Consider the following 12,780-nt stretch of genomic DNA (forward strand, 5'->3'; position numbering starts at 1 on the left):
CGCGAGACGAGCCACAATCGATGGTATGAGCCTCCTCACAGCGGTCGGCGTCTTCGTCGTCGGCTTCGTCTCAGGGGCGGTGACTCGTTGGTTCGCCGGACTCGCCGCCGTATTCGCACTCGTCCTCGTCTTGTTCGGCGGTGTCGCTCCCGAATCGCTGCAATCGCTCGTCGAGTACGTCGTCCAACGGTACTACGTCGGAAACGAACTCCTATTCATCGCGGGGTTCCTGTTCGGCATCGACGCGAACGAGACGAAGGAAGCCGCCGTCGAACGTCGCAGTTCGGGCGGTTGAGCGGCGATTTGACGAGCGAATCGCCCTAATCCCACTCGGATATTCCGGCGTCTCAGGTTGAAGTACTGGTACGTATTCCAATGTAGCTATCATTCCTTTATTTATACTATTTCTCACATTCATATTTATATACGTAAATAATTTGCAAAAAGCATGAGTCGGATAGAATCCGACATACCTCGTCATGCGCGAACGCCTGTCACGGCGCGCCACGCTCGAATCGCTGATCGCGGTGTCGCTCGGCGTCCACGCGGGAATGGCCGGTGCGAGGAGTGGACGCGGTCGCGGTCACGGGGAGACCAAACCGACGCTCAACCGATTTGCGACGACCGTCGCGGGCGCGGAGTTCACCGGCATCTTTCTGACGGACGTCGGACGGCTCTTCTTCAACGTCCAGCATCCGGGTGCGGAGGCGCACGGACGGTACCGACCGGGCGCGATAGGAGCGGTCACCGGCGTCGATATGACGCGCCTTCCCCGCGACTTCGAGAGCGTACAGCCGCCGAAATCACTCGCCGAGTACGTCAAGATCGCGGACGGCTCGTACCAAGTTCTCGCGGAGGGCGGCGACGCGACAGTGAACGGGAAGCGACTGGGAATTCCGTACTTGAAGTCGGGGGCACCGCTGACGGACGGGGCGAACCCCGACTTCAACGGGTTCGTTCCCGATGACGGCGGGAACGGCGGCTATCTCTTCGCCAACTGGGAAACCCAACCCGGGATGATGAGTCGGCTGACGCTCGAACGGGCGAGCGACACCGGCGGGTGGACGGTCACGGAGAAACGCAACCTCGATTTCCGACCGGTCGAGGGGACGTGGAACAACTGCTTCGAGACGGTCTTCCCGTGGGGGACGCCGCTCACCTCAGAGGAGTACGAACCGGATGCGCGAGCATGGTTCAGTTCCGAGGAGACGACGTACGGGAACGGTGAACGGTCCGTCGAGGAGTACCTCGGCTACTTCGGGAACGCCTATCGGTACGGCTACATCGACCGAATGGAACCGGTCATCGTCGTCGGCCCGAACGCGAACGTCTGCGGCGGCTGTCCGTACGACTCGCACCCTAACTCGAACAGCACCGTCTGTCGGGACTGCTCGTTCAACCCGACGAAGGAACGTCGGTCGTCCGCACCTCGGGAAACTCGGGAGACCGGCGGCGCGAAAGGCGTCTACAAAACGACCGAAGCGGCGAAAGGGCTCGCGGGAGGCGTGTTGCGAAAGCTCGCGGACGCGTCTTCGACGGTCGACCCGGAGAACACCGTCGCCAACCCGGACAACCTCGTCGTCCTTCCCGACGGTCGCGTCGTCGTCGGCGAGGATAACGACCTCCACCGACCAAACATGCTCTGGGTCTACGACCCGGACCCGTAAGGAGAAAACACACTTCCCGTTCGAAAGATTCAACTCGCTCAGAGTGTCAGTAGTCCGTGAGAATGACGGTCGGAAACGAGGTTACGAGCCGAACGACGCGACGATGGACGACTGCCGAATGATACTGAGCTCGCTCGCCACCCTCTTGGCACTCGGCTGCGTCGCCGCGCTCGGCGGCCTGTTCTGCTTCATCGCCTACACGTGGTTCTACCGGCCGCTTCGACGCGAACGGGCGATCTGACTCGTTCCGCGTAGCGAGACGCGAATCGGGAGAGACGGGAGTTATGGACGAATCGGACGTGGACTCAACGGTCAGCGGTGTGCAAGAATAGTTATATGGTAGCACATCGCATTCTCGAAGCACGACCGAATGACTGAACGCCCTGACTGGATGCGTCCCGTCGATATCGACATCCTCGCGGCCCTCCAACGAACGCAGCCGGAGTACATACCGATACTGGCGAATCGACTGGGGATGCACCTCCCCTACATCGAACGACGGTGCGAACTCCTCGTCGACCACGAACTCATCACGGCCGTCACCGGGGAAGTCGTCTATCGGCTGACCAGCGACGGCGAGTCGCTCTTGGCCTCTGAATCGCCCGGATAGTCAAACGAGCGGGACGGAATCGCGCTCCGTGCGCGCGACCGACGGTGGTGCAAGCGTCAGTGGTGATGCGAGTGCCGGTTTCTCCGGCGACCGTGGTCGTCCGTTCACGAACGGTGTCGGTCGCCTCCGTGGCGACGCTGCTCGCTCCGCAGACCGCGGTCGCACCGAGAAATCGCTGTCGGTCGATCCGCGTCGTCTTGGTATCGGTCAGGTTTGGATACGTTCGAGCCACGCCCGGGTTTAGTATTCACCGTCATAAAAGTTATCCGACTATATTTACATATATCCCGCGGGCACGGAGACGCCGTTGGTCACAGAAAGCAGCGTGGCGAGAACGTCTTCTCGAACGAACCGAAGGACGAATCGAGGATAGAGTGGGGCCTCAAATCTTTTCAAACTTCGCTCCGTAGCATCACACGTATCGTGAGATAGACCACCACGGGCCAGAACTAAGCCAACCATGCCGACAGTACGCCAGAAACGACGCGGAACGACGAACGCACGGCAGAACGACGACCCCTACGCAGTCGTGCTCGCGGTCGAAAAAGAGGAAATAGAGGTCGTGCTTCACGGGGTGTCGGCGGAACAGGCGGAACGAATCGCGGCCCAGAAAAATCGAGAGTTGGGCGTGGAAACGACCGTCCACGTCGTGCCGGAGGAGCAACTGGAGTAGCCCAAACAGCACGCCAAAAACGAGACGGAAGTATCTTTTCGCGGTTCGAGCGGGCGAGAGGTAGCGATTCGCGCGCTCCGAAGATGCGTTCGCGAACTAGTTTCGCCGATTGGCTCACCAGACTATAACCGAGTGATATTAGTCAGTTATACTACACTGGGGACACTCGTTCGACGCGACGGATGAGTTTCAGTGACCAACTGTTGGAGCGCGGCGAACCGATCTGGGACGCTCAGAAGAACCATCCCTTCGTCCGCGAACTCGCGGCGGGAACCCTGGACGACGAGGCGTTTCTCCACTGGGTGCGACAGGATTATCGGTACCTCCTCGACTATGCTCGCATGTTCTCGCTCGCGGGTGCGAAGGCGAACGACGAGGAGACGATTACTCACCTGCTGGACATCGCCCACACTATCGTGGACTACGAGATGGACTTGCACCGCAAGTTCGCCGCGGAGTACGGCATCGACCGCGACGAACTCGAACGGACGCGGAAAGCGCCGACCTGCGTCGCCTACACGAACTTCCTGGTGCGAACCGCCCACGAAGGGACGATTGCCGAAATCAGCGCGGCGGTCTACCCCTGCGGGCAGGGCTACCTCGACGTCGCGCGACACATGGCGGACGCGGACGACGAAGACCATCGGTGCACCCCGTTCATCGAAAAGTACACGAGCGACGAGTTCGCGGACGCCGTCGAGTGGATGCGCGACTGAGTCGACCGATGCGGCGAGCGATATCTCGGCGAACGCGAAGCTATGCGCAAGACGTTCCTGACCAGCGCTCGCCTCGAACATCGATTCTGGGAGATGGCTTACGCGCGAGAGACGTGGGACGTATGACCGCGACGAAACGTATCGAGTGAGTAACTTTAAGAGATACAGTTCCACTTCCAAACACGACGGAGCCGTTCGTGAGAAAGCGGAAGATACGGTAGGAGACGACCGAACGTGCGAGGAAACTGGTGGCGGAGCTGAAAGAGGCGGCTCAGGCGGACAGGGAAGGAGTGCTGGAGATATGGAACGAAGAGAGCCTGCGGACGCTCTCGATATTCATAGAACGAACCGAACGAGGCGACTACTTGGTCCGGTACATCGAGACGGACGACATCGACCGGTTGATAGAAACCAGACGAAACTCGACGCATCTGTTCCACGATCTCGAAGACGAGATGATGGCCGAAGTCCTCGAAAACCCCGAGAACGTGGGCGAGTTCGAACCGGTGTTTCACAGCGTGAACCCGAACCAACCGAACTCCTTCGTCGCTCGGTGACGCTTCGCGCAGTTCTACCGTTAAAACCGACGAGTACGCCACACCTCGTCGCAGGCGCCAAAGCGTGACGTAACGTTCCGAGACGGCGTCTACTCGCGTATGGAACGGGAATTGGCCTCACGAGTCTCCTCCGGGAGAAGTACGCGTGTGAGGCCAGTCTGCTCGTCACCTACTACCTCGTCGCGGTCGGCGCACGTCTCGCAGTCGCCGACCGCGGACACGACGCGATTTGAGATGACGACCTCGGAGAAGCGCCTCAGGACAACGACCACGGAACCCGCCGCGTGAGGTACTTCGCCGTGACCATCCCCTCGGCCAGATACCAGAGGCGGCTATCTCGAAGCGAGAGCGTCGCCGCGCCGAACAGCAGCGTCCCCTGCGTCAACTTCCCGCGGTGGAACGCGTATGCCGCCTGCGTGAGCAACGCGGCGATATTCAGGTTCGACGACGTGAGCGTGGCGTTCGCCCGCTTGCTCGCGCCTATCGCGTAGTGGTACGTGCTGTGATGGATGGGCGTGCGTTTCCCCCGAATCCGGGTCGTCCCGTCCCTGAACGCCTCGACGATGGTGTCCGTGTCGATCTCGTCCACGGACGAGGCGGAATCGATGGTCAGTTCCGTGTACGCGCGTCCGACCAACGAGGCGGAGTGAGCGTCGCTCGCCGCGACGCTCGGGTAGCCATGCTCGTCCGCGTACGCCTTCGCCCGTCGATTCTTGTGACCCGTGAAGAGCCACGAGTTGTACACCTCGACGGCGTCACAGTCGGTGATGTTCCGTTTTCGAACGCCGTGGCGACTCCATTGGAAGGGATGCGGAACGACGGCGACGCCGCCGAGGTCGCGGATCTCCTCGACCGTCGCTGAGAGCGACCGGTTGGGCGTCGGAAGCGTTTCGACGCCGATGGCGAGGAGGTGGCCGTCCGCCGTCGAAACTTCGACGCCGGGGATGCCAATCAAACCGTAGTCGTCCGCGAGCGCCGCCGCCCGTTTCGATTCGGCGATGGTGTCGTGGTCGGTGATGACGATGGCGTCGAGACCGATGTCGCTCGCCTGTTCGAGGAGCAGTTCGACGGGGTCGTGGCCGTCGAACGAGCCTTCCGAGTGGACGTGGGGATCTATCGTGACTGTTACTCCGGGAGACACTTGTTCAATAAAAAAGGCGCTTTCGGGCATAAACGTTGTCCTCTATCCGTCGGTGTAATCGTTCCGAGAAGTCGACTCGCGGCACGAGTCCGTCGGTCTCGATGCTATCGACACCGTTTCGAAGAGGGCCGTGTGGAGAGTTATCGGCGGTCGACCCTCCATCGGGATCGACCGACTCGTTGTCCTTTGGTTGATATCGACCGTTCGCACGATCTGTGTCGAGTCGGGTGTCCCCCGCGATTGGTCAGTCGATACGCGATAAATTAACAGTTTTGGCCATCAATGTATATGATCGTCCGACGAAGCGTTGGCGGTCGTCTGTTTCGGTGCTCGCTCGAAGCCCGAGCCGAGCACGACGTCGAGTTCCTCGCGCGAAACACCGTACCCACGATAGGCGCCGGTGGAGCCTAATAGCCGCACCCGAAAAAAAGAGGTATGCCCTCGCCAGATAATCGCGACCCGTGGGTGCTTCGGCAGCGGTTGCTGAACGTCCTGAAATTCTACTATCCTGACTGCGTCGACCGCCGTTTCGGCGGCTACGTCGCGCAACTCGACGAGCGGGACGGGCACGTCTACGACGGTCGCACGAAACATCTGGTCGCAACCGCCAGAGCGATCCACAACTTCAGCGTCGGCGCGCTCGTCGATGGCCCGGACTGGTGCCGGGCGGCGGCGGAACACGGACTCACCTTCCTCTCGAACTGCCACTGGGACGACCGACGCGACGGCTACGATTGGCTCCTCGACGGGAGGGAGACGGAAGACGATACCCGATACTGCTACGGCCACGCGTTCGCGTTGCTCGCGTGCGCTCGGGCGACCGAGGCCGGAATCCCCGGCGCGCGGGACGAACTCGAAACCGCGTTCGAAACCATCGACCAGCGGTTCCGGGAAGCCGAGCACGGACTGTGCGCCGACCGCGCCGACGGACGATGGGAGAATCTCGCGCCGTACCGCGGACAGAACGCCAACATGCACACCTGCGAAGCGTTGCTCGCCGCCCACGAAGCGACCGGCGAAGAGCCGTATCTCGACCACGCGTACTCCATCGCCGACGCCTTCGTCAACGACCTCGCTTCCGAGACCGACGGCCGCCTCTGGGAACACTACGACGCGAACTGGAACCACGACTTCGATTACAACAGGGACGAACCGCGCCACCGGTTCCGCCCGTGGGGTTACCAACCCGGCCACCACGTCGAATGGTCGAAACTCCTCCTGACGCTCGCCGCGTTTCGGGACGACGACTGGTTGACGACGTGCGCACGGGGACTCTTCGACCTCGCCGTCGAACTGGGTTGGGACGACGAGTATGGCGGATTCTACTACACGGTTGAGGCGGACGGTACACCGGTCATCGCCGACAAGTACGGGTGGGCGGTCGCAGAAGCCATCGGTGCTGCGGCGCTTCTCGGCGAAATCGACGACGAGTACCTCGACTGGTACGAAAGACTGTGGGAGTACGCGGAAGCGAACTTCGTCAACCCGAAGTACGGAAACTGGTTTGAGCGACTGTCCCGGGAAAACGACCGCGACGACCCGAATCGAGGTACCGAAGTCGAACCCGGATACCATCCCATCAACAACGCATACGTGGCGATAGAGGCCTTCGACGGAGACTCGCCGATGGCGAATCGGTCTTCGTGAGGGTCGACGAATCACGGTGAGACGGCGAACGGAATAGCTATCACTGTTCGAGGTCGAACACGACGGCGCTCCCTAATTTTCAACCAATTACGATATTGTTTTAGCCATAATGTATATGGACTGGAAATCGTAAATTTCTATCGCAGGGAGAGTAGAAACCGTGCCATGGTATCCCTAGCCTCCCCGTCGCGTAACACCTACCCTCCGCACTCTCCCTGCTCGACGTCGCCGTTATCTTGGCGTGCGAACGGTACCGTACGGCGCGCCCGAGTCACCGGATACGAGTCGAAGGTGCCACGCCCGCTATCGTCGAAAACTCGAAAGAGAAACAAATCGCGCTCGATAACGGACGGTTCCCCTTTTTGGTTACCGTCCCGCGCTCGTGACCGGTTCCACGATAGGCGCGAATCAGAACGTCGCCACGTGCCGATTGTTGTACCGGAGATACTCCTCGCCGGCGTCGTGTCCGTCCTCCACGGCGAGCGTTCTCCCGACAGGGGCTCCTCGTAGACGTGCGCGATCTCCAGCGTCTCCGGATCTATCTTCACCGACCCGTAGTCGAGGTCGACGTGGTGGTTCGGACAGACGACGAGGACGTTCGCCGCGATATCTGGCCCGCGGTGGGGTTCGCCCGCTCATCAAACATCGGACGTTCTCATCACTTCAAAAAGCGTGGAATGCTCGATTAGATAGTGAAATCTACGGTCAACGGAGTCAGATCGAGACGTTGAACTCTCGACTCAAGCGGAAATACGGTGCGTTCGTACGCTCACGCCACTGGTGGAAGCAGTTTCGTGAACTTGTCCTTGCGTGTATCGTCCCCAATCTTGATCGAACGCTCTAACGAGCAGTACAGACGATGTAGTCTTCGGCGGATTCCGAAATGTAGTTCGGACAAGATACGGGCCCTCTATTCAGGAGCCACGATTATAAGGTGGCGCGTGGCAGACTGGTGGTATGTTACGTTTATACCGCCTGAACGCTTCCTAATTGGCGGGTGAACAGATGAAGACCCAATATTACACAGCGACGAGTATCGACGGGTATCTCGCCGACGAAGATAACTCACTTGACTGGCTCTTCCAGTTCGGAGAGATCGAGGAGATCGAGGGTGTACAGGACGACTACCCGCAGTTCGTAGACCAGGTTGGCGCTGTGGCCATGGGCTCGACGACCTACGAGTGGATAATCGAGCATGAGAACCTACTGGAGGACCCGGAAAAGTGGCCATACGATGTCCCGGCGTGGGTGTTCAGCAGTCGGGAATTACCGGTGGTCGATGGTGCGGACGTTCGCTTCGTGCAGGGGGACGTCGCGCCCATTCATGCGGACATGGTGAATGCCGCAGACGGCAAGAACATTTGGCTCGTCGGTGGTGGTGACCTCGTAGGACAGTTCCACGATCACGGTCTACTCGACGAGATCATTCTTAGCGTTGCTCCCGTCACGCTCGGTTCGGGTGCACCACTACTGCCGCGCAGGATCACCACCCCGCCCCTGAAACTGGCCGACGTGCGGAAATATGGCGACATTTTTGCGATTCTCACCTATGAGATCCAATAGCTCAGTGAAGAGACCTGATGCAGTACTCGATCCACAGAAGATATTCAATATTCGGAAGCAAGAAGCAGATATGCATCGACGAGAAGTACTCTCCTTTTATGATGCCAGTTTGGTTAGCCTTGCGGGATGTTCTTCACTACAGCGCGACGGTCGACGGATCACTACGAGTACGGCTGACACTCCATCCACAAAAGCCCTTACCACCCCACCGACAGCAACGGCCGCCGAGATGGAGCTGACGGTCGTACATGACGCCCTCCAGTCAGCACTCGCTGTCCTGAATATCGATTATCTCGAACTGTAATCGACACCGTCGTCCCAGTATCTCTATCTCGATATCGCCCCGACCTCCGACACGAAACCAACACTTTCTGACATCGTCTTCCGATTTACCGGTGAAACGCATAGACCGATGGGGATCGACGAGTTGCCATCGGTCTATCGTGGCTTTGAGTCGGAGTCGATGTTGCACTACGACGCGGACGAAGGACGCGGCTGGATCCTCTTCGCGTTACCCGCGACCGGGGACGCAAGCGATGCGGCGCTCGTCTGTCCGGTGGGCTAGTGGCACCCCGACGAGCAGTTACGAACACGGTTGGCTGCCCCATTCCCGCCGCTCTCCGTCGAGGACTGGCACGTTCCACGGACAGTCCCTCTCGGTGGGCGCATGACATTCAGGTGTACCGTAACGAATGCCGGCGACACCTTCGGTCGCTTTGTCGGTGGTATCAACGCCAAGGGATGGTATCCACACCGACCTATTGCGGCTGTCTCACGACAAATTCCTCCCGGCGAGACCGTCACATGGGAGATACCGGGCGAAAACATCGATCTGCCGGACGACGAATTGGCTCAACGAGTTGGAGACGAGGAGGCGAATATCTACTATGAATTGATCTGCCCCCAACGGCACCCGAGAGGAACCCATTCGTATCGTCGAGGAGTAGGGTAATATCATCGATCCAAGATGTTTCCAGTCGATGACGAACATGAGACCGAAACTGATTCGTGTTGTATACGCCCTGTAGTGACCAGTTCCTTCACGAGAGTATATGTCTAAACAAGAGGGTTTCAACAGAGCCATTCTACTGAAAGAAATCTTAGAGATGTTGTGTTCAAGAGAACTGTTGTTCTACCCAAATCCGGCCGAAACAACCGGAATCTACGCGGGTCTCTATATTGCCAGTTCAGCCACCGCCGATCGATACCTACAGTCGCAGTAGTTAACAGCACAGTGTATTCTCGCCGTCGAATTCTATTTCCGTTTATTCCTCCGCCTCCTCTCTTGCTGGCTGGTAGGTGAGAATGATAATCCTTGAACCGACTGTCTTTGTTTTCTGGAGTTGCAGAGGAGTCGTATCACTTGCGTCTCCGAACAGGCGCTTCCCACTACCCAGGACAATGGGGAAGACCATGAGTCGGTACTCGTCGACTAAATCGTGTTCCATCAGCGTGTGGACGAGCTGTGCGCTGCCATTAACTAGGATGTCCCCATCCAGTTCTTGTTTCAACTTGGAGACTTCATCCGCGACGTTCTCCTCGATCAGCGTCGAGTTGTTCCACTCGAGAGGTTCTTCGAGCGTCGTCGAAACGACGTACTTGGGCATGCTGTTGAACTTGTCGGCAAACCCTTGCTCATCGGTCATGGAGGGCCAAGCCGCTGCAAACCCCTCATAGGTCACCCGACCCAGTAGAAGCGCGTCGCTTGCGCGCAGTTCATTGAGTTTGAACTCGTCACCTTCGGGTCCACGGTCGAACTGGAACGTCCAACCACCGTGCTCGAATTCTTCTCCCCCACCTGGGGCTTCCATCACACCGTCCACCGATACATACTCCGAGACGATCACTTTTCGCTGCATTTCGGATGTCTGGTCTGGATTATTATCTGCTGTGTCAATGTCGCTCATCTGTAGTACCTCCCGTTCTTTTGCAGACAAAGAGAAGACAGAACGGAGCAAGGAGATGCTGCCTAATCCCTTCGGCAGTTTTTAAATAGCAGGTTGTTGATCTATGCGTGGAGTGGAAGCATGGAAGAGCATGGCCGCTATCCCGGCAGGTGGAAGATCCACCGACGAGCTACCCTGCGAGTACGGACGACCGTGCGACCCAGAAACCGACCATGAGATACTTCACCGTCGTGGTAGAATGCTTTCGATGCTGAGATGTCGTTAACCATTATCACTGGATAGAAGCTGCTGACATCCATAGGACTCAGTCGCTCCGGTTCCTATTAGGCATTGCACGGTCAATCTTGAAACAGGCGATCGCAGCGGTTGTCACGACTGGTTGAGACTGATCGCTCTGAAAATAACCATTAACGCATTTTCACTCTACTATATTGACTAGGGACTCACTTTTTCCTCATTGGATCAGACTGCGATTAACGAAACTCTTCCCGTGGCGGGGAAAATACGTCAATAACGGTGCCGGATTTGAGGACTTCGTAGCTGTGTTCGACGGTTCCGGGAATCGAATAGCTATCGCCTGCTTCGATAACCTCGTCGTACTCTCCAAACTGAATTCGATAGCGACCCGAGACGACATAGCCGCTCTGCTCGTTCTTGTGGCTGTGGGCTGGCACATCGTTTCCTTCCTCGAAGTGCATTTTCGTCACCATCGACTTCTCGCCAACCGCGAGCACGTCGAAGCTGACTCCTTGGAATTCGTTTTTCTCTGCATCTGTTGCTTTGACTATCGACCCACTCATACAGATGATCTAAACGAATGTCTGGAATATAACGATAGCTATCGGCCACATCTGCCTGTGATGCCGACCGAACTGTAACCCGGGAATCTGCGCGCGTCAGGCATACCGCAGTTATGATAACGCTCGATAAGGCCGCCTTAGCCGTGCAACGGTCGAAACTGCCAGCGGCCATACGCGACGAACGCCGCGAGGAGCCCTATCACGAACGGGTAGAGCGCAAGTACACCCCCGCCAGCGATAAGAGTAAGTACCGTTGCACCAGTCATAATAATTACTAATCCGGCGGCAGCCAGCGGTGTGAGGCCTTCACGAACATGAAGTAGTCCGGGAAGAATTAGTCCGATCGCTCCGAGTACTTCGGCTACGCCGATAAATTGGACAAACAAGCCTTGCAGCGGAATCGGCATTTGTGCGAGCAGTATTTCAAGTGGTGTGATCAACTTCACACCGCCTGCGGATAGGAAAACGAGGGCGAGCAACCCTTGTACAACCCACAGGGAGTAGTGTAGGATCTGAGTTTTCCGTCCTGTCTTCCGAACGTCTTTCTGCCCACGGGAAAGGATGTTTGTTGTCATTTTAGTTTCTTCTATTTAGCTTAGTAATATTATCGGTGCGGCACGTACCATCTCATATTCGTTTACAGGTGCAGAAAAGACGGGGACAAGCATGGAAGTAGTGCCGAACTTTTTCGGCAGTTTTTAAGTTATGACTGTTGCTATTGGTGGTAAAAATTTGATATTTCCAGACGCCATTTCGATGGTGGAGTTTACTACGATTTCTACCACCCTAACCAATTCTCGGCACCTTGCAACCGACTCTGCGAAAACACCACTCTAACCAGGATCAGTATTCGTCATCCTTGCCACTCCTCTTCAAGTACTGCGTATATGAGAAGATCCATATACCGACCTTGGTGATAGGCTGCTTCCTTCAAGTGTCCTCCCTGGCAAAACCCGAGCTTCTCCCAGATTCGACATGAGTCGGTGTTCTCGTCGACAGCTACTGCCTCCATCCGATGGATTCGGCGTTCTTCAAATGCGTACGTTGTGAGCAACCAACTGGCCTCAGTACCGTGTCCCTCACCCCAGAACTCGGGGGCAAGCACAATACCGATTTCCGTCGACCCATCGACGGGGTCGCCTGCTTCAATCCGATGGTGCCTGCTAGTTCTTTTCCAGTCTCTCCGACGCAGACGAGGAGACCGATTGATTCGTCGTCCGTCACTTTCTCTTCGATAAACTCATGTTCTGCGACTCTGTTTCAGTGCGAGTGGAGCAGCGAAACCGCTTGGTTTTATTCTCAGAGGGATAGCGGGAGAGACTGTAGGAATCGATCTTGTAATGGCTGCTTTGACTACTGGGTTGTTTTCGATGACAGTTTTCTGGATTGCTCATCCGCTGCTCCGTCATGTGTCAGCAGTCAATGAAATCGGTCCCACAAAGTACAGTCTGAGATCGACATAGAAATGGTCGAAATGGAAATGATGGTGTTGGTAGATT

The 12,780-nt window shown here is 57.4% G+C and carries 17 protein-coding genes and 2 pseudogenes; 12 read left to right on the forward strand and 7 right to left on the reverse strand.

Features of this window, described 5'->3' with window-relative positions; all coding sequences use genetic code 11:
- The first annotated feature begins 25 nt into the window (after window positions 1-25).
- From LIW51_RS23075 to LIW51_RS23110, 8 genes and pseudogenes are all read left to right on the forward strand, one after another.
- Window positions 26-295: a hypothetical protein gene (locus LIW51_RS23075; protein ID WP_227377432.1), complete on the forward strand. Its 270-nt coding sequence runs from the start codon at window positions 26-28 to the stop codon at window positions 293-295.
- Window positions 296-479: 184 nt separating this feature from the next.
- Window positions 480-1,667, forward strand: a complete 1,188-nt coding sequence (locus tag LIW51_RS23080; RefSeq protein ID WP_227377433.1) for a PhoX family protein — start codon at window positions 480-482, stop codon at window positions 1,665-1,667.
- 43 nt (window positions 1,668-1,710) lie between these two features.
- The gene (locus LIW51_RS23085; protein ID WP_227377434.1) at window positions 1,711-1,908 is read left to right on the forward strand and encodes a hypothetical protein; all 198 of its coding nucleotides are present in this window, start codon (window positions 1,711-1,713) and stop codon (window positions 1,906-1,908) included.
- 129 nt (window positions 1,909-2,037) lie between these two features.
- The gene (locus LIW51_RS23090; protein WP_227377435.1) at window positions 2,038-2,277 is read left to right on the forward strand and encodes a hypothetical protein; all 240 of its coding nucleotides are present in this window, start codon (window positions 2,038-2,040) and stop codon (window positions 2,275-2,277) included.
- A gap of 28 nt (window positions 2,278-2,305) precedes the next feature.
- On the forward strand, window positions 2,306-2,521 hold the full coding sequence (locus LIW51_RS23095; protein ID WP_227377436.1) for a hypothetical protein: 216 nt from the start codon (window positions 2,306-2,308) through the stop codon (window positions 2,519-2,521).
- 216 nt (window positions 2,522-2,737) lie between these two features.
- Window positions 2,738-2,950 carry a hypothetical protein gene (locus LIW51_RS23100; protein ID WP_227377437.1) on the forward strand — a complete coding sequence of 71 codons (213 nt, stop codon included), beginning with the start codon at window positions 2,738-2,740 and terminating at the stop codon, window positions 2,948-2,950.
- 182 nt (window positions 2,951-3,132) lie between these two features.
- Window positions 3,133-3,792: pseudogene (gene tenA / locus LIW51_RS23105) on the forward strand (thiaminase II).
- Between the two features lie 122 nt (window positions 3,793-3,914).
- Window positions 3,915-4,223, forward strand: coding sequence for a hypothetical protein (locus LIW51_RS23110; protein WP_227377438.1), 309 nt, complete (start codon window positions 3,915-3,917; stop codon window positions 4,221-4,223).
- Window positions 4,224-4,312: 89 nt separating this feature from the next.
- On the opposite strand, the gene LIW51_RS23115 is transcribed toward LIW51_RS23110, so the two are convergent.
- Window positions 4,313-4,495 carry a hypothetical protein gene (locus tag LIW51_RS23115; protein WP_227377439.1) on the reverse strand — a complete coding sequence of 61 codons (183 nt, stop codon included), beginning with the start codon at window positions 4,493-4,495 and terminating at the stop codon, window positions 4,313-4,315.
- Window positions 4,480-5,394, reverse strand: a complete 915-nt coding sequence (locus LIW51_RS23120; RefSeq protein ID WP_227377440.1) for a CehA/McbA family metallohydrolase — start codon at window positions 5,392-5,394, stop codon at window positions 4,480-4,482. Before LIW51_RS23120 ends, LIW51_RS23115 begins: the two co-directional genes overlap by 16 nt.
- A 405-nt stretch (window positions 5,395-5,799) precedes the next feature.
- Between LIW51_RS23120 and LIW51_RS23125 the strand changes: the two genes are divergently transcribed.
- Window positions 5,800-7,011, forward strand: coding sequence for an AGE family epimerase/isomerase (locus LIW51_RS23125; protein ID WP_227377441.1), 1,212 nt, complete (start codon window positions 5,800-5,802; stop codon window positions 7,009-7,011).
- A gap of 197 nt (window positions 7,012-7,208) precedes the next feature.
- On the opposite strand, the gene LIW51_RS23130 is transcribed toward LIW51_RS23125, so the two are convergent.
- Window positions 7,209-7,559: a hypothetical protein gene (locus LIW51_RS23130; RefSeq protein ID WP_227378321.1), complete on the reverse strand. Its 351-nt coding sequence runs from the start codon at window positions 7,557-7,559 to the stop codon at window positions 7,209-7,211.
- A gap of 74 nt (window positions 7,560-7,633) precedes the next feature.
- Between LIW51_RS23130 and LIW51_RS23135 the strand changes: the two are divergent.
- The 3 genes and pseudogenes from LIW51_RS23135 to LIW51_RS23145 all read left to right on the forward strand — a co-directional run.
- Window positions 7,634-7,855: pseudogene (locus tag LIW51_RS23135) on the forward strand (transposase); the annotation flags it as partial.
- 161 nt (window positions 7,856-8,016) lie between these two features.
- Complete coding sequence (locus LIW51_RS23140; protein ID WP_227377442.1) at window positions 8,017-8,574, forward strand: dihydrofolate reductase family protein; 558 nt, start codon at window positions 8,017-8,019, stop codon at window positions 8,572-8,574.
- 412 nt (window positions 8,575-8,986) lie between these two features.
- Window positions 8,987-9,139 carry a hypothetical protein gene (locus tag LIW51_RS23145; RefSeq protein WP_227377443.1) on the forward strand — a complete coding sequence of 51 codons (153 nt, stop codon included), beginning with the start codon at window positions 8,987-8,989 and terminating at the stop codon, window positions 9,137-9,139.
- Between the two features lie 700 nt (window positions 9,140-9,839).
- Here LIW51_RS23145 and LIW51_RS23150 read toward each other — a convergent pair.
- From LIW51_RS23150 to LIW51_RS39440, 4 genes are all read right to left on the reverse strand, one after another.
- Window positions 9,840-10,481 (reverse strand): dihydrofolate reductase family protein, encoded by a 642-nt coding sequence (locus LIW51_RS23150; protein WP_227377444.1) that lies wholly within the window; start codon window positions 10,479-10,481, stop codon window positions 9,840-9,842.
- A gap of 473 nt (window positions 10,482-10,954) precedes the next feature.
- The gene (locus tag LIW51_RS23155; protein WP_227377445.1) at window positions 10,955-11,281 is read right to left on the reverse strand and encodes a cupin domain-containing protein; all 327 of its coding nucleotides are present in this window, start codon (window positions 11,279-11,281) and stop codon (window positions 10,955-10,957) included.
- A gap of 137 nt (window positions 11,282-11,418) precedes the next feature.
- Complete coding sequence (locus LIW51_RS23160) at window positions 11,419-11,856, reverse strand: DoxX family protein (protein WP_227377446.1); 438 nt, start codon at window positions 11,854-11,856, stop codon at window positions 11,419-11,421.
- Window positions 11,857-12,134: 278 nt separating this feature from the next.
- A complete protein-coding gene (locus LIW51_RS39440) occupies window positions 12,135-12,491 on the reverse strand; it encodes a GNAT family N-acetyltransferase (RefSeq protein WP_368411833.1) in 357 nt (118 codons plus the stop codon).
- Window positions 12,492-12,780 lie beyond the last annotated feature (289 nt).

Source organism: Haladaptatus halobius, assembly GCF_020618475.1.
In the GTDB taxonomy this organism is placed as follows: domain Archaea; phylum Halobacteriota; class Halobacteria; order Halobacteriales; family Haladaptataceae; genus Haladaptatus; species Haladaptatus halobius.